Consider the following 20,055-nt stretch of genomic DNA (forward strand, 5'->3'; position numbering starts at 1 on the left):
ATCGAGATGAGACGCTTCGCTGCGGCGGAGGTATGGCCGACCTGAAAGGTTATGGTCGGTTGACCAGACATATCCTCCCTGTTCAGGGATAGTTAAGATAGCAAGATCGGATTATCCTCTCTGTGCACGGCAGCGCTCTCATCCTCCGTCTGCGAGTGGTCCGAGGTGTCCCGAAGCCGTCTTCGATCCGGTTCGATTCGTCGTTATCCGCCCGGTTGTTATCGGCTCCGCTCAATCATGGTCGCTCCGTCGCTCGACATGAATCAGAAACAACTCGACATGAATCGGAAACAAGGAATGCGAGAAGTAAAAATGCGAGGAGATGTGAGAAAGGCCACCTCCCGGATTTGCGACCTAGGTATTAGACTCCTGCGTACGCATGAGTGATGTCTCCGAATACCGTGAAGATATTATCGAGACCCGGTACTGTGAAAATGCTATGACGCACGGCGACGCTCGACGTCGAATCGCTTGGCGCTGAATGAAGACGCGCCCGTAATGAACAACGAGGAGTAAACGATGGTTGCTATAGCGGTTATTGGAATTGGGTGCAAGTTTCCCGGCGGGATCGAGAACGCGGACAGCTTTTGGGACTTTGTCCTCAACAAGGGCGACGCTGTGACTGAAATTCCAAAAGACCGCTGGGACGCGGACAAGTTCTACGATCCGGATCCCGACGCTCCGGGCCGGATGTACACGCGGCGGGCAAGCTTCCTCACCCATCGGTTCCAGCTGTTCGACGCGGACTTCTTCGGGATCTCCCGGCGCGAGGCCGCGATCCTCGACCCGCAACAGCGGCTGCTGCTCGAGGTGACGTGGGAGGCGCTGGACGACGCGGGGATCGCCGGGAAGGTCGCTGGCACGAACGTGGGCGTCTTCATGGGCGGCTTCACGAACGACAACGCCGTCAGCCGCGGCATCACCAACAAGATCGAGAAAATCAACAACTTCGCGGCGTTCAGCGCTTCGCAGACCTTGCTCTCGAACCGAGTCTCCTACACGCTCAACCTGACGGGGCCGAGCATGACCGTGGACACCGCCTGCTCCTCTTCCCTCGTCGCGACCCACCTCGCGGTGCAAGCGATCACCTCGGGCGAATGCGACGTCGCGCTCGCAGGCGGTTCGAGCGTCATCTTCCAGCCGGAGACGTTCATCACCATGTGCAAAGGCCGGTTCCTCGCCGTGGACGGCCGGTGCAAATCCTTCGACGCGGCGGCGGACGGCTACGGGCGGGGCGAGGGCATCGGCGTGGTCGTGCTCAAGAGCCTCGAGCAGGCGCGGCGCGACGGCGATCGCGTGTACGCGGTCCTGCGGGGCAGCGGGGTCAACCAGGACGGCAGAACAATGGCATTGCCCGTCCCCAACCCGACGTCGCAGCGCCAGCTCGCCGAGCGGGTGATCCGGGAAGCGGAAGTCGACCCGGCCCTCATCGGGTTCGTCGAGGCGCACGGGACGGGCACCGGCATCGGCGACCCGCTGGAGTTGTCGGCGCTTGGCAACGCGTACGGCTTGGCCGAGGGGCGCGCCGAGCCGTTGCTGATCGGCTCGGTGAAGAACAACTTCGGCCACACCGAGGCCGCCGCGGGCGTGGCCGGCCTCATCAAAGCCGCCCTCACCGCGCAACGGCGGACCATCGCGCCGCAGGCCGTCTTCAACGCGCCCCACCCGGACGTCTCGCTCGACTCGCTCCGGATCCGGATCCCGACCGAGGCCGAAAAATACCCCGACCTCGGCGGGCCCGCGCTCGTCGCAGTGAACAGCTTCGGCTACGGCGGGACCAACGCACACGTCATCCTCGAAGAGCCGCCCGCGCCCGTCGAGAACCAATCCCCCAAACGCGACAGCGTGCGGGTCTTCCCGATCTCCGCGCGCAGCGGCCCGTCGCTGAAGGACACCGCAAGGGACTACGCGGAGCTGCTGCGCGCGGATCCCACCGACGAGAACGCGCAACGGCTGAAGACGGGCATCGTCGGGCGCAGGGCCCAGCATTTCCTGCGCAGAGGGTTCATCTACCGCGACGCGGGCGATTTGCTCGAGCAGTTGAGCGCCTACGCGCAGAGCGACGAGCCGGTTCCGCCGCGCGTCCTGTTCGGGGGGATCACAGACCCGGTGTTCGTCTTCAGCGGCATGGGCCCGCAATGGTGGGGCATGGGGCGCAGCCTCTTAGAGCGCCCCGGCCTCTTCCAGGACCTCGCCCTGGAGGTCGACAAGGCCGTCGGCCTGATATCCGGCTGGTCGCTGATCTCGGAGATCCTCCGCCCCGAGGAGACCTCCCGCATCACGCGCACCCGGATCGCCCAGCCTGCTAACTTCTTGATCCAGGCGACGCTGGTGAAATACCTCGAGCACTTCGGCATCCGGCCCGCCGCCGTGGTCGGCCACAGCGTCGGCGAAGTCACCTCGGCGTACGCGAGCGGCGCGCTGTCGTTGGCCGACGCCGCGAAGGTCTCCTTCCACCGCGCCCGCGTGCAGGCGAAGACGGAGGGCACCGGCGGCATGCTCGCGGTCGGCCTCGGCCAGGCCGACGCGGAACGCCGTATCGAGCGTTTCGAGGGCGCGGTGTCCGTGGCCGCGATCAACGGCAGGGGCGCTGTGACGCTGGCCGGCGACTCGGACGCGCTGAGCGCCCTGCACGACGAGCTCGTGGCCGAGGAGGTCTTCGCCAAGGCGCTGCGGGTGGACGTGCCGTATCACAGCCATCTCATGGACCCGATCCTCGACGAGCTCGCTGGCGCGTTGACCGGGCTCGTCCCCCGTCAGGCGAAGATCCCCCTCTACTCGACGGTCACCGGCGGGCGGGTCGACGGAAAAGAGTTCGCCGACCCGGCCTATTGGCAGAAGAACGTCCGCCAGCCCGTCTTGTTCGCGGACGCTGTCGACAAGCTCATCTCGGACCGCTACTGGGTGTTCCTCGAGGTCGGACCGCACCCGGTGCTCACAGGGAACGTTCGCGAGAGCTTCGTCCACAACAACATCTTCGGGGCTGCGATCTCGACGCTGCACCGCGACCGGGACGCCGAAGAGGCCGTGTTGCAGGCTGTCTCGGACTTGTACGCGGTGGGCTCGATCGACGTTCCCGGCGAGGCCGACCTGTACCGCGACGGGACGGTCGAGCATATGGACCTCCCGAGGTACCCATGGGTCAGGGAGGAGATCTGGGAAGAGGATCCCGCGACGCTCAGCAGCCGCTACGGCGACTCTGACCGCTTCGCCCTCCTCGGCGACCGGATCGGGGAGCTGCCGCCGACGTGGGGGCTCACATTGGCTCCGGCGAATCTGCCCTGGCTGCCCGACCACGTCGTCGCCGGCACGGTCGTGCTGCCGGGGACCGCGTACCTCGACGCCGCGTTGAGCGCCGTGCGCCAGCGCACCGGCCACACCTACGCGGGCTTGGACTCGGTGGCCTTCACGGCGGCGCTGATCGTCGCGGACCAGGATGTGCCGATCACCCGTCTCGTCCTTGACAGGTCCACGAACCGGTTCACCTTCAACGGCCGCTCGAGCCACACCGAGCTGTGGACAGAGCACGCCCGAGGCAGGCTGGTCGAGGCGAACCTCGGGAGCATGAAGATCGACATTCCCGAAGCGTCCGAGGACGACCAGGTCTTCGAGTCCGAGGCCATCTACGCGCAACTCGAGGCGGCCGCGCTCGCCTATGGTCCGGCCTTCCAGCGAATTCGCAGCGCCAGGGTGACTGGCTCCACCTGTGTCGCCCAGCTGGCGAGCCCCGATCCGGACCAGTCCGGACCCGCTTCCCCGTACTCCGTGCACCCCACCATCGCCGATGCCGCGCTGCAGTGCATCGCGGTCGTCCTCACCGCGCGGCCGGAATTGCTCGCCGTGCAAATGGCGCATATCCCGGTTGCGGTGGAGCGGGTGCGGCTGTACCACGAGGTGCCCGAAAACCCGCTGGCCGTTGTGGAGGTGACGAGTTCCCACCCGCTCCGCGCGAACGCGTACCTCGTCTCCCCGGACGGCGACGTCGCCCTGGCCATGGTCGGCGTGGTGCTGCAGCCCGTCGGACCTGCTCCTGATCCGTTCGAAAAGCTCTCCCAAAACTTCTACGAGCTCAAGTGGGAGCTCGCCGACCCGCCGCAGGCCGAGGAGCAGCAGCCGGAGCAGTCGCAGGCCGAGGAGCAGCAGGCCGAGCAACTGGAAGGCCAGGAAGCCGAGCAACCGCAAGCCGAGAGCCCGCAAGCCGAGCAACCGCAAGCGGCTCCGGTCGACCAGGTCGCCCGCGCCGAGCAGCTCATCGAGCGGCGCTTGGCCGAGCATCGGCAGAGCCAAGGGGCTCAGCCCGAGGAGCAGAAGGCTGTCGTGGCCGAGGTCCGGGAGGCCAACGCTGTCGTCGAGGTCGGGGACGTGCCGGCTTCGGTCGCCGAAGGCGTCCGCAAAACGGCCGGCGATGAAGCCTCCGTCGTCCGCCTCGCCACGGGAGCGTCGCAAGACCAGTCGGCGGAACTGCTCGAAGCCCTCTCGGCAGTGTTGAGCCGCGACTCGTTCCTCAGAGTCGTCGTCGCCTTCGGCACGACGAACACCGCCGAGGAAAACCTCTACCAGCTCCTCGCGGTGGCCAAGGCGTTGACCGCGCTCAACCCGGACAAGGCCGAGCCTGACGCGGCGGCCTCCTCGGAGGAGGCGGCTCCCGCCGAGGAGCAGGCCGTCGCGCCGGAGATGCAGCTGGTCATGGTGACCAGCAAGGCCTTGGTCGCCCCAGGCGACAGCGATCTGGACCTCGCCCAGGCCCCCCTGGTCGGCGCGCGGAGGACGTTGGCCAATGAGAAGGAGAGCATTCAGTGGTTCTTGGTGGACCTGCCGGGGTCGGCCACGGCGGACGAAGTCGCCGCAGAGGTCGGCGCAGCAGGAACACGGGTCGACCTCGACGAGGTCGCCGTTCGCGGGGGCCAGCGATGGACTCAGCGGCTGCGTCGTTCATTGTCCGACCTCACGGCGGTGTGGGACCAGCCTGTGCAGTCCACGGACCCCGATGTGGCGTATGAAATCCAGCTCCCGAAGTCGAGATTGTTCAAGGACCTCGCCTTGCGCGAGTGCGACCGCGTCGAACCCGGATCCCGGCAGGTGGAGGTCTCCTTCCAGTCCATGGGGCTCAACTTCAAGGACGCCCTCAAGGTCATTGGGATCTTGGGGGAGCGCGAGCTCGAAGGGACATACTTCGGCACGAAGCTCGTCATGGAGACCTGCGCGGTCGTCACGCGAGTGGGCCCCCACGTCGACGAGCTGGAGGTCGGCGACCTCGTTGTCGTCGCCGACAGGTCGACCCCGTTGCGCCGCTACGTGACCTTCGACCTCGACAGCGACACGCCATGGGCTCGTTTGGAGGAGGAGAAGCTCGACTACGTCAACCGCGACCCGCTCACGATCGGCTCCGGGCTGCCGTACATCGCCGCCGTCCACGCGTTCCGCACCCTGGCCAGGCTCCAACCCGGAGAGAAGGTGCTCGTGCACGGCGCGGCCGGTGGCACGGGCATGGGCGCGGTGCAGGTCGCGCTCCTCATGGGCGCGGTCGTGTACGCGACCGCCGGCAGCGAGGAGCGCCGGCAGGCTGCGTTGGACCTCGGCGCGACCGCAGTCTTCGACTCCCGGTCCGTCTCGTTCGTCGACGATATCCTTCGGGCGACCAACGGAGAAGGGGTCGACGTGATCTACAACTCCCTGCCGGGCGAAGCCCTCACCCAGAACTTCGAAGTCGCCGGGGAGTTCTGCCGGATCGTGGAGATCGGGAAAGCGGACATCCTCTTCGGCGGCGCGATAGAGCTCAGACCGTTCAACAAGAACCTGGCGTTCTTCTCCGTCGACCTGGACCGGCTCATGCTGCGCCGGCCGCAGGAGTTCCGGGCGCTCCTTCGGGAGAGCGCCGAGATGTTCGCCGTGTCGGAGGAAGCAGAATCATTCTTCAAGCTGCTGCCGTACACGAGGTTCCCGGTCACGGAAATCGTCCAGGCGTTCGAGGCCGTGTTCAAAGCCTCGCACATGGGGCGGATCGTGATCGACTTGCGCGACCAGCTCCCCATGGTGCTGCCGCGCAAACCGCAACCGACCCCTGTGCGCTTGGACGGCTCCTACCTCATCACGGGCGGCTTCGGAGCGTTCGGCTTGGCGACCGCTCGATCGCTCGTCGGCAAAGGGGCGAGGCATCTGGTCCTCGTCGGCCGCAGCGGAGCTACCACGGACGAGGCGCGGACACAGATCGAAGCGCTCCGGGCCGCTGGCGCGCATGTCCAGGAGGAACAGCTCGACATCACCGACTACGAACAGGCGCACCGCCTGATCGGGCGGCTGGAGGCTTCGGAGCACCCGCTCCGGGGCGTCTTCCACGCCGCTGGAGTCGTCAACGACCAGCCGTTCGGCGAGATCACGTTGGACGCGCTGGGGGAAGTGCTGGCTCCGAAGATCGCCGGGGCGATGAACCTCCACAAGGCGACGCTCGAACACGAGTCGCAGCTCGACATGTTCGTCCTCTACTCCTCGATCAGCGCCTTGGTCGGCATCGTCCCGCAGGTGAGCTATGTCTCGGCGAACAGCGCGTTGGACGCCTTCGCCGAGTGGCGGCGCTCCCTCGGGCTGCCCGCGACTTCGATCAACTGGGGCGCGATGAGCGGCGGCGGCATGGCGGAGACCTCGGACGCGGTCGTCTCCTACCTCGATTACCTCGGGATGAAGTTCATCGACATGGACGCCGGGGTGGAGCTCATGCGGGAGTGCTCCCGCTTCGACCTCCCCCACGTCGCCATCGTGAGCGCCGACTGGGAGCGGCTCCAGGCCACCATGCCGGTGGCCTTCCAGAGCAGCCGCTTGGGGCATCTCCCCAAGGACGCGGCCTCGATGTCGGACGAGCAAGCGGAGTTCCGGGCCATGCTGTTGCAGTTGCAACCGGAAGAGCGCGGCCCAGCCGTCACGCAGGTGCTGGTGGAGCAGCTCGCCGAGGTGCTTGAAGTCGAACCGGAGACCCTGGACCGCCGAGCCCCCATTGTGGATCTCGGGATCGACTCCCTCATGGCGGTCGAATTCGGCGCTCGGGCCGCGAAGCGCTTGAACATCCAGGTCGGCGCGCTCCAGTTCACCCCGGATCTGACACTTGAGCGAGTTGGCAACCGGGTTTCCGACCTTCTCATCCAAACGGCGAATGTGGAGGACGCGGCTGAACGGGATATGTCGAAGCGCAGCCTGCTGAAACGTCATCCGCTGAAGCAGGACGCGGCTCAGGACGACGCGGTTCAGGACGCCGCGGCTCAGGACGACGAGGCGGAGCGCCGTGCCGACGAGCACGACGCGGTCAGGATGTGAACTGGGGTTTTCGGATTCCCCGCCGGGGCGAGTGGACGCGAGCCACTCGCCCCGGCGCCGTCTCCCTCAGCGCCACCTGTTGACGAATCTCGAGACCCGTCCCGAACGCGGCGGGTCGCCGCCCAGCCAGACGACGCGCGCTGTGCCGCCGATCAGGACGGCGGCCAGCGGGATCTCGCCGAGCGCCGATGAGAGCATTGCGCCGCCGCACCGGTTCGTCGTGATGCCGAACCGGGCGGCGCGCGCCGAGCGGCCCCGGTCGCGAACGCGAACAGCATTATCAGACGATGCTGCAGAAAACCGAGCGCTGCGGCGGCGATCATGAATGGCAGCGGCTGGATGTCGAAACCCGCCCAGGCGGCCCGTCGAAGCGGTGCTGGGCGAACGGGGGAGGACTACGGCGCCTGCGTGATAACGCCGAGCCGGCTGCAGCCCCGGGACGATTGGGGCGTGCGTGCCGACCGCCTTTTGGGCGTTCCGTCGGTGTTGACCATGGGATGGTATTTCGAGGCGGCGATCGATCCGCCTGCTCTGTTCGGAATGTACGACCGCTTGATGCGAGGGCCGTTGAACCGTGTGGTCGAGCGGGCTCGGATCCCAGGGGCGAGGGACCGTTGGGCGCAGTCCCCGAGTGCGGGGGCGATGTTCTACTCGGCTGAGCCGATCAAGCCGGAGCGTGTCTTCGACTGGTTTGAAGAGCAGTGGGGAGCGCCATTGGATTTGCGCCGCGGGCCTGTGTGGCGGTTGACGGCGACAGCGGTCGAGGACGGCCATACGGTCGTCCTTCTGCTCGTCCATCACGCGGTGGCCGACGGGCACGGCGCGGGCAACGCGTGGGCGGCGGCAGCGGAGGGCAAGGTCGTCTGCGAATTGGCCGACGACGGGGGCTTGGTCGCCGATCTCGCGGACAGCCTGCGGCAATGGAGAGCGGCCTCGGTCGGGGCGGGGAAGCTGGTGCGGTCGCGGTGGCGGCAGAAGGCCGAGGGGAGTCCCGCGTCGCCGGCCGACGACCGCCAGGTGACCACCGCGGGGGATCTGGACCATGAGCCTGCGCCGTCTCCGACGTTCCTCCCTCGGCGGGCCTATTTGGAGTTCGCGCCGGACGAGTTCCGTCAGGCTGCTGCTGAGCGGGGCGGCACGGTGAACAGTTTGCTCATGGGGATCGGGGCGAGGCTGCTCGTGGCCTCAGGAGTGATCCCAGACGGGCGCACGGTGGAGGTCTCGCAGCGGGTGAGCGAACGCGCCGAGGGCGATTACCGGGGGAACGTCACCTCGGGAGCCTCGCTCTTAGTCGACGCCGGTCCCTCGTTGTACGAGGACCTGCGGCCGATCAGGGCCGCGAGCAAAGAGGCGTTGCAGAACCGGGTGACCGGCGAGCATAACTTCGCCGAGCTTGATTCGCCGTTGATCCAGGCGCTCCCCGATTGTCTGTTCGCCCGACGGTTCGGCGTACGGCCAAAGAATCCGAGCAGGGCGCTGTGCACGACGTCGAACATCGGCAGGCTGGCAGATGTGGTCATGATGCTCGACGGGAAGCGCGCGCGCTCGTTCTACCCGTCGTTCGTGCTGCCGAAGCAAGACGAAGCCGAGCTGTGGCGGCGGTATTCCAGCGCGGTCCAAGTCATGCTGACAGACACTGGCAAGGAGATGACGCTCATGGTCGAAGGGCGCAATCCCGAGCGGCACGCGGTCGGCCACGAGGAGTTCGTCGCTTCGCTCGTCGAAGAATGCCGCCGTTGGGGGCTCACGCCGCTGCGCGCGCTCTAATACCGGACCAGATGGAGCGCGGAAGCCGGGGGGACGCGCCTTTACTGGCCCGCGTTGTGGGCCAGCTCGATGGCGTACTGGTTCACGAAGACGCCCGCGCGGGGGTTCCCGCTGTTGCACGCCCCGTCGGACTCGCCGGGACGCTTGACCCAGAGGTACGCGTCGGCGTGCTCGCCAGCCGTTTCCGTGGTCGGCGCGGCGCCCAAGGCGCGGCCGCCGGGGTTGCACCAGCTGAGCGGGCTTTCGGGAGCAGGTCCGGCCCCGTTGCGCCCGGTGTCGATCACGTAGTGCGAGCCGTTCGTGAGCGCCGAGACTTCCTCGCCGTAGCCGATCTCCTCCTCGGTGGTGAAGAAGTTGGAGGTGTTGAGGCTGAAGCCTCGGGCGTGCTCGATACCCACCTGGTTGAGCCGGGAGGCGATTTCCTCGGCGCTCTTCCAACGGGAGTTCCCGCCGTCGATGTACACGGCCGCCGCGGGATTGCGGGTCAGCGTGTCGACGGCGTAGCGGATCAAGTCGAAGCGCTCCTGGCGCTGGTCCGGCGACAGGCAGTCGGCCATGTCGAGCGCGTCGGGCTCGAGGACGATCACAACCGGCGAGGAGCCGATGCTGCCCGCGACGCCGTCGATCCACCCCCGGTAGTCCGCCCCGGTCGCGAAGCCGCCCGCCGCGAAGCTGCCGCAGTCGCGGTGCGGGATCGCGTAGATCGCCAGCACCGGCAGCTCGCCAGCGGCCCGCGCCCCGTCGAGGTACCCGTTGACCACCCAGCCGGGGACCGCCTCGTCGATCCAGAACGCCTGCGGCGTGTTGGCGATGGCGGACAGCTCAGGGCTTGGCGGGTTGGCGCTGTTGGCGGCGCGCGAAGCCGCCGACGTGGGATTGACGTAGAGGGGCTGCCCGACCAGGGGGTTCTCCCCGTTGGCGAGGCGCGCCGCGACGTCGGGGAGTTCGCGCGCCTCGGCTTCCTGCTCCGGGGCTTCCTGTTCTGGGGCGTCCTGTTCCGAGGCCTCCTGGGCCGTGTCGGGCGCGTCCTCCGCCGGGTCGGCGGAGCAATCCGCGCCCGTGACGGCGGCGATAGCGAGGAACGGGGAGATCCACCGCGCGACTGCGCGAGCAGCTGAGGAAATCACTCCAGGAAGCATACTGTCACAAAGCTGCGCGCGCGAATCAACGGAGCCGGGCGAGGGCGCGACGGAGCCGACGGCGGATCTCGGCCGGTCGGGGCCGCCCGCGAAACGCGTGGACGCTGCGGCTGCGGCTTTTTGTCGGTGCCATGCGCTACGTTCTCAAGCATGTCGATCCGAGGTGTGGAGCTTTTCGCCGGCGGCGGGGGGCTGCTCCTTGGCTCCTCGCTCGCGGGCGTGCGGCATGAGCTCGCGGTCGAGCGGGACCGGTGGGCCTGCGACACGCTCCGGGCGAACGCGGCGGCGGGCCATCCGCTCGTGCGCGGGTTGCGGGTGCTGTGCGACGACGTCCGTTCGGCGGATTGGTCGGGGTTCGAGGACGGCGTGGACCTGGTCGCGGGCGGACCGCCCTGCCAGCCGTTCTCGCTCGGGGGCAAGGCTCGGGCGGCGGACGACTCCCGCGACATGTTCCCCGCGCTGGCCGAGGCGATCGCCGCGCTGCGCCCGAGGGCTTTCGTCGTGGAGAACGTGCGCGGCCTGACCAGGCAGAGCTTCCACGACTACTTCTCGTACGTGAAGCTTCGCCTGACGTACCCGGAGATCGGCTCGCGCGAGGGCGAAACGTGGCGGGAGCACGCCGGGAGGCTGGAGCGCGAGCACACCGCCGGCGGCGGGGCCGCGCTCAAGTACAACCTGGTGGACCGGGTCGTGGACGCGGCGGACTACGGCGTGCCGCAGCGCCGCCACCGGGTGTTCATCGTGGGCTTCCGCTCCGACGTGCGGGCCGGATGGGCCTTCCCCGCCCCGACGCACTCGGGGGAGGCGCTGCGCCGGGCGCAGGCCGAAGGGGACTATTTCGACCGCCACCAGGTCCCCGCGCGCGAGCGCCTCGTGATCCGGCAGGCCGGACAGGGCGGCGATCCCGACCTGCTCCCGTGGCGGACTGTGCGCGACGCCCTGGCGGGCATGCCCGAGCCCCGCCACGGCGGGACTGCGGGCTGGTCGGACCACAAGCTGCAAGCCGGGGCGCGCAGCTACCCAGGGCACACCGGCTCGCCGGTGGACGAGCCGAGCAAAACGCTCAAAGCGGGCGGGCACGGCGTGCCAGGAGGCGAGAACATGCTCCGCAGGCCGGACGGCGGGGTGCGGTACTACTCCGTCCGGGAGGCCGCCCGGATCCAGACCTTCCCGGACGAGTACGCCTTGCACGGCTCGTGGGGCGAGGCCATGCGCCAGATCGGCAACGCGGTGCCGGTGCTGTTGGCGCGCGTCGTCATGTCGAGCGTGGTCGAGCACTTGGAGCTGGACGCGGGCAGGACTGCCGAGCGCCGCCTCGGCCAGGCGAAACGCCTTCGCGCGGTGTCGTGATGGCGGAGGCTTTCGATCCGCTGAGCTACGAGAACCTCGGAGCCTCGATCACCCGAGCCATGGACGAGCAGCAGGTGCAGAACCTCGTCGAAATCGGCCGGTTCGACGGGGCCGGGGTGTACGCGCTGTACTACACGGGCGAGTTCCCCGCGTACGCGAAGCTCGCGGAGCGCAACCGGGAGGAGCCGGGCTCCTGGGCGCTCTACGTCGGGAAAGCCGAGGCGGAAGCGCGCCGGAAGGGGGACCCGAACCAGACGGCGGTGGTGGACGGGCCGAAGCTTTTCCACCGCATCGCGCACCATCGCGCCTCCATCGAGAAGGCGGGCAACCTCGACCCGCGCCATTTCCAGGTCCGGGCGCTGGTCGTCGCGCCGACCTGGGTGCCGCTCGCCGAGCAGGTGGGCATCCGCATCCACCGCCCGTTGTGGAACGTCGTCGTGGACGGGTTCGGCAACCACGACCCTGGCTCCGGGCGCAGGGAGGGGACGCGCTCGCGCTGGGACACGCTCCACCCCGGCAGGGAATGGGCCGCCGCGCTGCGGCAGAGGCCGGAGAGCGTGGCGCAGATCGAGCAGGACGTCGTCCAATACCTCGACAATCCCGAGCAGACCCTCTTCGACCTGTGAACGGAGCGGCGACGGTCGCGGGCTTTCGAGGTCAGTCGTCCCAGTGGCGATGGTGCCTGTGCCTGTGGCCCCAATCGCCGGAGCGGCCGTCGTTCCCGCCGCACACGCTGGCGACTGTGCCGGTGATGCAGCCGCCGACCCCATCGCTGCCGCCGCAGAGGCGGCCGACCGTCCCGTAAACACAGCCTTCCACGTCGGCGGAGGCGGGCGGAGCCCCTGCGACGGAGAGCGGAGCGGCCAAGCAAGCCGCGACAACCAGCAGCGCTTTGCCCTGCGCGAACATCGTTTTCTTCATGCGAACCTCCAAAATCTGGCGCGCGTTGAGTCGTGTGTCGATGGTCGGGCGCCGCCGTCGCGACGCCTCCCGAGAAGGTTAGCAGAAGGAAAGTAAAAAAGGAACGACAGCTCCGTTTTATGTCAAGTCGTCGCGGCAGGCGCCGCGGCGGAGAACGGGGCCCTTGCTAGGGTATGGCTTATGCCATATTTGCGCCAGGACGGCGATGTCGCGATTTTGTACCTCGGCGGAGAGGGCGTGGAGCTCGATCCGGACAACCCCGAGAACCGTTTCACCGCCGACTGGCTGCGCGCGGTGGGCTCCCTCCTCGACGAGGTCGAGGCGGCGGGCGACCCGGAGGGCTCCGGAGCGCTGGTGGTGACCGCCACCGGCAAATTCTTCAGCAACGGCCTGGACGTCGCGGCCCTCTCGGGCGACGCGGCCGGGTATCTCTCATCCGTGCACGGGCTCTACGCGCGGCTGCTCGCGTTCCCGATGCGCACGGTCGCGGCGGTCAACGGGCACGCCTTCGGCGCGGGCGCGATGCTCGCCTCCGCCGCCGACCACCAGGTGATGCGCGCGGACCGGGGCTTCTACTGTCTTCCCGAGGTCGCGATCGGCCTGCCCTTCACCCCAGGCATGCGAGGCCTGCTGCGCGGCAAGCTCCCGGCGCAGACCGCGCTGGAGGCGATGACCACCGGCAGGCGCTACGGCGGCCAGGACGCGCTCGCGGCGGGGATCGTCCAGGCCGTGGCCTCGGAGGAGGACTTGCTCGGCTTGGCGGTGGCCAGCGCCGCCGAATTCGCGGGCACGAGGGGCAAGACCCTCGCCGCCATCAAATCCGGTCTGCACGAGGCTGCGCTGGCCGCTCTCGCGGTCGAGGCGGCGTTCTAGCCGGCCCTTCGCGCGGCTAGTCCCCGAGCTCGACGACCACGGGGGCGTGGTCGCTCGCGCCTTTGCCCTTGCGCTCCTCCCGGTCCACGCTCGCGCCGGTCACCGAGGCGGCGAGGGCGGGGGAGCCGAGCACGAAGTCGATCCGCATGCCCTCGCGGCGCGGGAAGCGCAACTGCGTGTAGTCCCAGTAGGTGTAGACCCCAGGGCCCGGCGTGTGCGGGCGCGCCACATCGGTGAAGCCGGACTTCTCGAACGCGAAGAACGCGTCGCGCTCCGGGCCGGAGGTGTGGGTCTTGCCGTCGAAGAACGACGGATCCCACACGTCCTCGTCGAACGGGGCGATGTTCCAGTCCCCGGTCAGGGCGATCTTCGCGTCCGCGTCGGCGGCGAGCCAGCCCTCGGCCTGGCCCCGGAGCGCGGCCAGCCATTCGAGCTTGTAGCCGTAGTGCCGGTCGGCCAGGTCGCGCCCGTTGGGGACGTACAGGCTCCAGATCCGCACGCCGCCGCAGGTCGCGGCGATGGCGCGCGGCTCGGGCAGCGCCTCGGCCTCGGGGTCCTTGTGGAAGCCGGGCTGGCCGTCGAAGCCGACCTGCACGTCCGCGAGCCCGAGCCGGGAGACGATCGCGACGCCGTTCCACTGGCCGTTGCCGGTGTGCGCCACGGCGTACCCGGCCTCGCGGAACGGTTCCTCTGGGAATTGCGCGTCCGCGCACTTGGTCTCCTGCAGGGCCAGCACGTCCACTTGGGAGCGCTCCAGCCACGAGACGGCCCGGTCGACCCGTGCGCGGATCGAGTTGATGTTCCAGGTGGCGATACGCATGTGCCCGAGCCTAGTCGGCCCGGTCTCACCGCCGACGAGACGGGCGCGTGCGCAGAGGTTCACGCCCTCGGCGCCCCTCGGCTGATGCGGGGGCGATCAGCGGGCGGTGCGCTGGCGCGGTGATCACCGTATACGAGCAGATCGGCGGCGCGGAGTCGCTGGAGAAGGTTGTCGAGCGGTTCTACGAGAAGGCGCTCGCGGACGAGATCGTGTCGAGCTCCGACGAGCAGCCTGCTAATAGGCTTGCCCCCATGAGTGGGAAATTCGCGGGGCTTCTTTTTTCTCTTGTCGCGGCAGCGTCGTCGGTGTGCGCCGGGTCGGCCGGCGCGGACCCGGACGAGGAGCAGGCGATCCGCTGGTCGGAGGAGTCTTCTCTGCTCGACGGCTCCTACGCGGTCGAGCCGCGCCAAGTGTGGAGCGCGGACATCGGGGGCGAAGGGCTCTCGCTGCGCTCCAGCGGCTTCGGGCGGGACGGGGATATCGGGTATTTCCAGCTTTTCCCGGATGACGGCACGTCCCGAGCGGGCATGCTCGTCGCGGTCGATCTCGGCTCCGGGGCGACGGTCTTCCGGCGCGAGGTTCCCGCCGGGGCCTGGTGCTTAGCGGACCAGGAGGACCACGCGGTGAACTGCGGAGGCTTCGGCTTCCAGGAGTCCGCGCAGTGGCTGGTGATCGACAGCCGGAGCGGCGAGGCGCTGATCGACCAGAGCCTGCCGGGCGGGGTGTTGGCCAGCGGCGCGGAGCATGGCGTCGCGTATGTGCTCACGCGCGCGGCGGCGGGGGACGCGCGAGGCGACGTGGAGTTGTTCTGGCGGCCGGTCCGAGGGGCGGGGCCGAGCGGCAAAACGGTGCTGCGGTTGAAGAAAAAACCGCCGCCAAGGCGAACGCCCCAGCAGAGGGGGCAACAAATCATGCAGGGTGTCGCGGTCGAGATCGGCGCTCCGTGGGACGGTGTCATCCATGCCTTGGTGTCGAGCGGGGAGTTCGAACCGACGCAGATCGATTTCACCCCGGCGACCGGGGAAGCCCGCGTGAAGAATTTCGACACGTCGTCGCCGACGATCTCCGACCAACTCGACCCGATTGCGGCAGTGCAGATCGGCGAGGAGCAGCTGTCGGTGCGGATCCACGGGGACACGGTGTACGACCGGGGGACGGGCGAGGCGCTGTGGTCGAATCCGGCGTTGCTCAATACGGCGCGCGCCGGGGCCGGCGGCCGCGCGGTCCGGATCTCGGCGGTCCGGGCTGTCGTCCACGGTTATCTCGTGGTCGAGCGCAGCGAGCCGCCCGCCTTCCAGGTCTTCGACCTGCGGACCGGGGATCTGCGGTGGGAAGCGCCTGGCAGTTCGCTCGGGTTCATCTATCTCACCGACGGGCGGTATGCCGTGGACGTGGACCGCGAGATGAGCGGAAGCATCGTTGCGACCGATCTGGCGACCGGCGAGCAGGCGTGGCGGATCGCCACGCCCGGCGACGCGTGGGCGGTCACCATGCTCGACGGCGACGTGCTGGCGGTCGGCGGCACGACGGTCACGCGGTACACGGCGGCATGAGGGGGGCGGTGGCGGTCGCCCTGGGACTTGCGCCCCGGATATCCCGCAAGCTCTCGCTGTTCGAGCGCGTGCGGGGCTGAGCGCTCAGCTCACCAGCGTCCGGGGCGTGGCCTCGACGGACCCGCCGGTCACCGACCGCCAGGCGCGCTCTAAGAGTTCGACTCCCTGCGCGAGCACCGGCTCTGGCTGGGTGTGCGGGATGCGCAGGTGCCGTTCGAACGCCCCGCCCACCCCGAACCTCGGGCCCGCGACCAGCGCGAGGCCGAGCCGGGTCGCGGCGGCGGCGAGGGCCGAGCTCATCGGCTTGGGCAGCTGCACCCACAGGCTCAGGCCGCCTTTGCCGGTGGTGATTTCCCAGTCCGGCAGGGCGCGGGAGAGCTCGGCGGTGAGGAACGCGCGCCTGGTGACGGCAAGCTCCCGGCGGGCGGGGAGGATCTGCCCCGCTTTGGCCAAAAGGTTCGTCGCCGTGAGCTGTTCGACGATCGGCGTGCCGAGGTCGATGGTGGGCCGGGTGGCGGCGACTCGCCGGATGACCTCGGCCTCGGCGCGGATCCAGCCGAGGCGCAGGCCGCCCCAGAAGGATTTCGACATGGACCCGAGCGTGATCACCAGCTCGGGCCGTTCGGCGACGAAGCTCGCGAACGGGGGCGGGGGCGGGGCCTCGTGCCAGATGTCGAGGAGCGATTCGTCGACCACGGTGAGGGTGCGGGTGCGCAGCACCGCCTCGGCGAGCGCCTTGCGGTCCTCTACGGGCATGGTGAGCCCGGTCGGGTTGTGGTTGTCGATGATCAGGACGGCGAGGTTCGGGGCGGTCTGGCGCATGGCGATCTCGACGGCGGAGGGCTCCCAGCCCGCCTCGACCCCGAGCCGCGCCTCCTGCGCGGTGGCCGACCGGACCCCGACCGGGACCGGCTTCGCCCCGTGGCGGCGGACGGCTTCGAGGAGGCCAAGGTAGGTGGGATGCTCGACGAGCACCCGGTCGAGCGGGGCGACGTAGGTGGCGAGCAGCAGCGCGAGGGCGTGCTGCGCCCCGCTGGTGATCATGATCTGGTCGGGGCTGGTGGGCAGGCCGCGCTCCCGGTAGCGCTGGGCGACGGCCTCGCGCAGCTGCGGAAGGCCGAAATGCTCCAGCCCGATGCCCGAGAGGTACGGGCACAGCGAGTCGACGGCCTCGCGGTACGACTCGAAGATGACCCCTTCCGGGGCGGCCATGGAGGCGTTGGCGAGGTCGATGCCGGTCGCCGGGGCGGGAACGTACCCGCCCGAGTGCTCGGGCCGGTTCGCCTGGGGGAGGGCGGTGATGCTGCGCGCGCCCTGCCGCCCGACGAGATGGCCGGACTCGCGCAGCTCGCTGTACGCGGAGGTGATGGTGGTGCGGCTGACCCGCAGCACGGCGGCAAGGGTCCGCTCGCTCGGCAGCTGCGCGCCCAGCGGCAGGCGCCCGTCGAGGACCGAGAGGCGGATCGCGTCGGCGAGGGCGTGGTACACCGGCCCGGCGTCCGGCGCGGTGCGCCAGTTGCCGAGGTGCCTTGCCAAGGTGCCCGCGTCCACGTGCGCTCCCGGCGCGACGGCGGGGATCGGCACAGGAAGAGTTTTCGACATGGATCCAGATTAGCAAAACTGGATATTGAAAGGAAGGCCAGAGTCGGCGCAGTATGGATGCCATGGCACTTCACGGATCGGCACCGCACACCTACTCGCAGTGGCTCACCAGCGCGGACGACGAGGGCTACTGGTCGTTCCGGGACATCGCGCTGGTCGTCGGCCTCACCCTCTACGGGCTCTCCATGGCCCTCATGGTCCGCGCGAACCTCGGACTGGACCCTTGGGACGTGCTGCACCAAGCGCTCTCCGTCCAGAGCGGAGCCTCGATGGGTGCGGTCACGGCGGTCGTCGGGGCGCTGGTCTTGCTGGCCTGGATCCCGCTCAAGCTCAAGCCGGGCATCGGCACAGTCGTCAACGTCGTGATCATCGCGGTCGTCGTGGACGCCGGGCTCGGCGCGATCGAGCCGCCAGCGTCGCCGATGTCGCGGGCCGCGATGCTGCTCGGCGGGCTCGCGCTCAACGCGGCGGCCACAGTCCTCTACATCGGGGCGGACATGGGCGCGGGCCCGCGCGACGGCCTGATGACTGGACTGGTCGCGCGCACCGGGCGCCCGGTCTGGCTGGTCCGCACCAGCATCGAGGGCACGGTCCTGACGGTCGGCTGGCTGCTCGGCGGGTCGGTCGGCCTCGGCACGCTGGTCTACGCCTTCGGGATCGGCCCGCTCGTGCAGCTGGTCCTGCGGCTCGTGCCGGGGCGGGTCCTGGCGCGCAGCGGCTGGGCGCTGACGTTGCGGGAGCAGGCGGCTGTCCTCGAAGCCTCGCGCGTCGTGGAGCAGGCCGTCGTGGAGCGGGTCTAGGAATCTGGCGTTCGGGCGGACCGGGCGCCAGCCGCTACGCTCGACGCGTGGCATACCAGTTCACGCTCGACGACATCGCGGCCCTCGGCTCGCCGTCGGGCCGGTCGGCGCTCGCGGAGGTCGCCGGACTGGACTTGTCGAAGGCCAGCTTGATCGGGGACGTCGCCTCGGTCCGCGCCCGGTTCGGGTCTTTGGCCTCCGCGCTGGTGGAGACGGTGCTCCTGCGCCGCAAAGCGCGGGAGAAACTGCTGGACGCGGAACACTGGCTGTTCACAGACGAGGCGTTGCAGCAGGCCACGCCGACGCTGGTCGCCCGAAGCCGGTCGGCCCGCCTCGCGGGACGCGCGGCGCACGACCTCACCTGCTCGATCGGCTCCGAGCTTGCGCGAGCTCGCCGCCCGCGCGCCTGCGCTCGGGTCGGACCTCGACCCGGTCCGCCTGGCCATCGCGCGGCACAACCTCGCGGAGCTGCCGCAGGCCGGGTTCGCGCTGGCGGACGCGCTCGCCCCGGCGAGCCGGGACTGCGTCCTGGTCGCCGACCCGGCCCGCCGGTCCTCGGCGGGGCGCACGGTGGACCCCGAGGCGTTCCAGCCGTCGTTGCCCGCGCTCTTCGAAGCCTGCGCCGGCCGGGATCTGGTGGTGAAGTGCGCGCCTGGGCTCGACTTCGCGAAGCTGCGCGCGCTCGGCTTCGAGGGCGAGATCGAGGTGGTCTCCCTCGCGGGCTCGGTCCGCGAGGCCGCGCTGTGGTCGCCCGGCCTCGCCACCGCAGCCCGAAGGGCGAGCGTCCTCGGCGCGGACGGCCTGGTCGAGGAGATCGCCGACGCGGAGCCGGACGACTGCCCGACCGCGCCGGCCGGGGAGTGGATCGTGGACCCGGACCCCGCGGTCGTCCGGGCTGGCCTGGTCCGCCACTACGCCCACCGGCACGGGCTCTGGCAGCTCGACCCGCATCTCGCGTATCTCACCGGCGACCGGCTCCCGCCCGGGGTCCGGGGGTTCCGGGTGCTGGAGCAGATGCCGTACAGCGAGAAGCGGCTGCGCGCGGCGCTCGGGGCTCGGAGGGTCGGCGCGGTCGAGATCCTCACGCGCGGGGTGGACGTGGATCCCGCCGCGCTGCGCCCGAGGCTCAAACTGCGCGGCTCCGAGCGGCTCGCCGTTGTGCTCGCGCGGATCGGCGCGCGCCCTGCGGCGTTCCTCTGCCAGCCGACCTGGTGAGCGTGCGAAGATGAAGCATGGCTGTTCGGGGATTTTTCGGTTTCGTGTCCTTGCTCGCCGGGGCGGCGGGCGCGGCTCCGTGCGCGTATGCGGCCCCTCTGCCGGATTGCGCGGGGCTGCGAGCGCCCCAAGAGTCGGGGGCGTGCGTGTTGCGGGCGGCGGACGGGTCGGGTTTCCAGGCGCGCTGGGCCGGAGTCCCCGAGCGCCCGACCACAGCGGATCCGGACGGGAGCTGGCATGTCCATGTCGAAGTCGAGGTGTTCGGCCCCGACGGGGCGCTGCGCCAGCGCGTCGGGCAGGACGGGCCGAAACCGCCGTATTTGACGCCGGCGGACCTCGACGGCGACGGGCGGGACGAGCTGCTGGTCGCCATGGTCTACGGCGGGGCAGGCGGCAACGGCTCCGCCGAGGTGTGGCATGACGGCGGCAGCGGCTACGCCGAAGCGGGGGAGGTCGGTCTCGGGGCGAGGCCGACCGGCTGGCGCGGGGTCTTCGCCGTGGACAGCCACGTGGACGCAGGGGCGCGCGCCTTGGATTTCTACCGGTTCGAGGGAGGCGAGGTCGTCGGGGCCGCCACCGTGCTCCGCCCGTTCAAGGACGGACGGTGCGAAGCCAGGTTGGGCGATATCGCCGGGCTCGGCCTGACCGCGAGCGAGGCCGAAGAGCGTTTCTGCGCGGAGGCTTCGCGCGCGACGTGATCGCCGGGTGCC

13 protein-coding genes and 1 pseudogene are annotated in these 20,055 nt (G+C 69.6%); 9 read left to right on the forward strand and 5 right to left on the reverse strand.

All coding sequences use genetic code 11. The annotated features are described in order from the left end of the window. The first annotated feature begins 519 nt into the window (after window positions 1–519). On the forward strand, window positions 520–7,305 hold the full coding sequence (locus HMPREF9336_RS15165; protein WP_007468559.1) for a type I polyketide synthase: 6,786 nt from the start codon (window positions 520–522) through the stop codon (window positions 7,303–7,305). 66 nt (window positions 7,306–7,371) lie between these two features. Here the strand turns inward: HMPREF9336_RS15165 and HMPREF9336_RS19235 are convergent, their stop codons facing one another. Next, a complete protein-coding gene (locus tag HMPREF9336_RS19235; protein WP_021030815.1) occupies window positions 7,372–7,503 on the reverse strand; it encodes a hypothetical protein in 132 nt (43 codons plus the stop codon). A 252-nt stretch (window positions 7,504–7,755) separates the two neighbouring features. Between HMPREF9336_RS19235 and HMPREF9336_RS15170 the strand changes: the two genes are divergently transcribed. Next, complete coding sequence (locus HMPREF9336_RS15170) at window positions 7,756–9,072, forward strand: hypothetical protein (RefSeq protein WP_040585681.1); 1,317 nt, start codon at window positions 7,756–7,758, stop codon at window positions 9,070–9,072. Window positions 9,073–9,113: 41 nt separating this feature from the next. Here the strand turns inward: HMPREF9336_RS15170 and HMPREF9336_RS15175 are convergent, their stop codons facing one another. After that, window positions 9,114–10,199: a glycoside hydrolase family 6 protein gene (locus HMPREF9336_RS15175; protein ID WP_244431682.1), complete on the reverse strand. Its 1,086-nt coding sequence runs from the start codon at window positions 10,197–10,199 to the stop codon at window positions 9,114–9,116. Window positions 10,200–10,361: 162 nt separating this feature from the next. Between HMPREF9336_RS15175 and HMPREF9336_RS15180 the strand changes: the two genes are divergently transcribed. Beyond that, entirely contained in the window at window positions 10,362–11,561 is a 1,200-nt protein-coding gene (locus HMPREF9336_RS15180) for a DNA cytosine methyltransferase (RefSeq protein ID WP_007468565.1), read from the forward strand. Then, on the forward strand, window positions 11,561–12,187 hold the full coding sequence (locus tag HMPREF9336_RS15185) for an Eco29kI family restriction endonuclease (RefSeq protein ID WP_007468567.1): 627 nt from the start codon (window positions 11,561–11,563) through the stop codon (window positions 12,185–12,187). The genes HMPREF9336_RS15180 and HMPREF9336_RS15185 overlap by 1 nt, the downstream gene beginning before the upstream one ends. A gap of 31 nt (window positions 12,188–12,218) precedes the next feature. On the opposite strand, the gene HMPREF9336_RS15190 is transcribed toward HMPREF9336_RS15185, so the two are convergent. Beyond that, window positions 12,219–12,482: a hypothetical protein gene (locus HMPREF9336_RS15190; RefSeq protein WP_007468568.1), complete on the reverse strand. Its 264-nt coding sequence runs from the start codon at window positions 12,480–12,482 to the stop codon at window positions 12,219–12,221. A 180-nt stretch (window positions 12,483–12,662) separates the two neighbouring features. On the opposite strand from HMPREF9336_RS15190, the gene HMPREF9336_RS15195 reads away from it, so the two are divergent. Further along, window positions 12,663–13,355 (forward strand): enoyl-CoA hydratase/isomerase family protein, encoded by a 693-nt coding sequence (locus tag HMPREF9336_RS15195; RefSeq protein ID WP_007468570.1) that lies wholly within the window; start codon window positions 12,663–12,665, stop codon window positions 13,353–13,355. 16 nt (window positions 13,356–13,371) lie between these two features. On the opposite strand, the gene HMPREF9336_RS15200 is transcribed toward HMPREF9336_RS15195, so the two are convergent. Next, entirely contained in the window at window positions 13,372–14,175 is an 804-nt protein-coding gene (locus tag HMPREF9336_RS15200; RefSeq protein ID WP_007468572.1) for an exodeoxyribonuclease III, read from the reverse strand. A gap of 119 nt (window positions 14,176–14,294) precedes the next feature. Between HMPREF9336_RS15200 and HMPREF9336_RS15205 the strand changes: the two genes are divergently transcribed. Continuing rightward, window positions 14,295–15,728 carry a globin domain-containing protein gene (locus tag HMPREF9336_RS15205; RefSeq protein WP_021030816.1) on the forward strand — a complete coding sequence of 478 codons (1,434 nt, stop codon included), beginning with the start codon at window positions 14,295–14,297 and terminating at the stop codon, window positions 15,726–15,728. Between the two features lie 84 nt (window positions 15,729–15,812). Here the strand turns inward: HMPREF9336_RS15205 and yczR are convergent, their stop codons facing one another. Continuing rightward, window positions 15,813–17,330 carry a MocR-like transcription factor YczR gene (gene yczR / locus HMPREF9336_RS15210; protein WP_021030817.1) on the reverse strand — a complete coding sequence of 506 codons (1,518 nt, stop codon included), beginning with the start codon at window positions 17,328–17,330 and terminating at the stop codon, window positions 15,813–15,815. Window positions 17,331–17,392: 62 nt separating this feature from the next. Between yczR and yczE the strand changes: the two genes are divergently transcribed. The 3 genes and pseudogenes from yczE (at window position 17,393) to HMPREF9336_RS15225 (ending at window position 20,043) form a co-directional block, all read left to right on the forward strand. Further along, the gene (yczE, locus tag HMPREF9336_RS15215; protein WP_007468581.1) at window positions 17,393–18,130 is read left to right on the forward strand and encodes a membrane protein YczE; all 738 of its coding nucleotides are present in this window, start codon (window positions 17,393–17,395) and stop codon (window positions 18,128–18,130) included. Between the two features lie 47 nt (window positions 18,131–18,177). Beyond that, window positions 18,178–19,345, forward strand: a pseudogene (locus HMPREF9336_RS15220) (THUMP-like domain-containing protein). Between the two features lie 17 nt (window positions 19,346–19,362). Then, the gene (locus HMPREF9336_RS15225; RefSeq protein WP_007468588.1) at window positions 19,363–20,043 is read left to right on the forward strand and encodes a hypothetical protein; all 681 of its coding nucleotides are present in this window, start codon (window positions 19,363–19,365) and stop codon (window positions 20,041–20,043) included. Window positions 20,044–20,055: the final 12 nt, after the last annotated feature.

The sequence above is a fragment of the Segniliparus rugosus ATCC BAA-974 genome (assembly GCF_000185725.2).
Classification (GTDB): domain Bacteria; phylum Actinomycetota; class Actinomycetes; order Mycobacteriales; family Mycobacteriaceae; genus Segniliparus; species Segniliparus rugosus.

Bases quoted from the DNA above. Each gene is read 5' to 3' on its own strand.
- HMPREF9336_RS19235 (WP_021030815.1), bottom strand. From the start codon at position 7,503: ATGCTCTCATCGGCGCTCGGCGAGATCCCGCTGGCCGCCGTCCTGATC.
- HMPREF9336_RS15190 (WP_007468568.1), bottom strand. From the start codon at position 12,482: ATGAAGAAAACGATGTTCGCGCAGGGCAAAGCGCTGCTGGTTGTCGCG.
- HMPREF9336_RS15185 (WP_007468567.1), top strand. From the start codon at position 11,561: ATGGCGGAGGCTTTCGATCCGCTGAGCTACGAGAACCTCGGAGCCTCG.
- HMPREF9336_RS15225 (WP_007468588.1), top strand. From the start codon at position 19,363: ATGGCTGTTCGGGGATTTTTCGGTTTCGTGTCCTTGCTCGCCGGGGCG.
- yczE (WP_007468581.1), top strand. From the start codon at position 17,393: ATGGCACTTCACGGATCGGCACCGCACACCTACTCGCAGTGGCTCACC.
- HMPREF9336_RS15165 (WP_007468559.1), top strand. From the start codon at position 520: ATGGTTGCTATAGCGGTTATTGGAATTGGGTGCAAGTTTCCCGGCGGG.
- HMPREF9336_RS15180 (WP_007468565.1), top strand. From the start codon at position 10,362: ATGTCGATCCGAGGTGTGGAGCTTTTCGCCGGCGGCGGGGGGCTGCTC.
- yczR (WP_021030817.1), bottom strand. From the start codon at position 17,330: ATGTCGAAAACTCTTCCTGTGCCGATCCCCGCCGTCGCGCCGGGAGCG.
- HMPREF9336_RS15200 (WP_007468572.1), bottom strand. From the start codon at position 14,175: ATGCGTATCGCCACCTGGAACATCAACTCGATCCGCGCACGGGTCGAC.
- HMPREF9336_RS15195 (WP_007468570.1), top strand. From the start codon at position 12,663: ATGCCATATTTGCGCCAGGACGGCGATGTCGCGATTTTGTACCTCGGC.